This is a genomic window from Halorubrum sp. SP9, from assembly GCF_005435015.1.
Lineage (GTDB): Archaea > Halobacteriota > Halobacteria > Halobacteriales > Haloferacaceae > Halorubrum > Halorubrum sodomense.
In genome coordinates, this window is record NZ_SGXU01000644.1 from 1 (window position 1) to 265 (window position 265).

General features: G+C 61.1%; 1 protein-coding gene. It reads left to right on the forward strand.

Annotated elements, in window-relative coordinates; all coding sequences use genetic code 11:
* The coding region (locus EXE45_RS20215; RefSeq protein ID WP_158294365.1) for a hypothetical protein at nt 1-265 on the forward strand (265 nt) is incomplete at both ends.

The following is a 265-nucleotide window of genomic DNA, read 5'->3' on the forward strand; positions in this document are numbered from 1 at the left end:
CGAACCAGATCAAAGAGAATGTGGCGGGCAACACCACGATCGGGGGCGCGGCCGAGTTCCGCTCGGAGAGCCAAGTCGACCTGAAGCTCAGGGGGAATTCGACCGTTCGAGAGTATCTCAGGATCGACACGCCGAGTCAGATCGGCTTGGACATTGGCGGCAACAGTCGCGTCCAAGGCGTGATCAAACTACAGACGGAGTCGCAGGTCGAGTTCAACGTGTCGACGCCCGTCGGTGGAGGGGTCTGCGTCGAGAACGCGGGAGA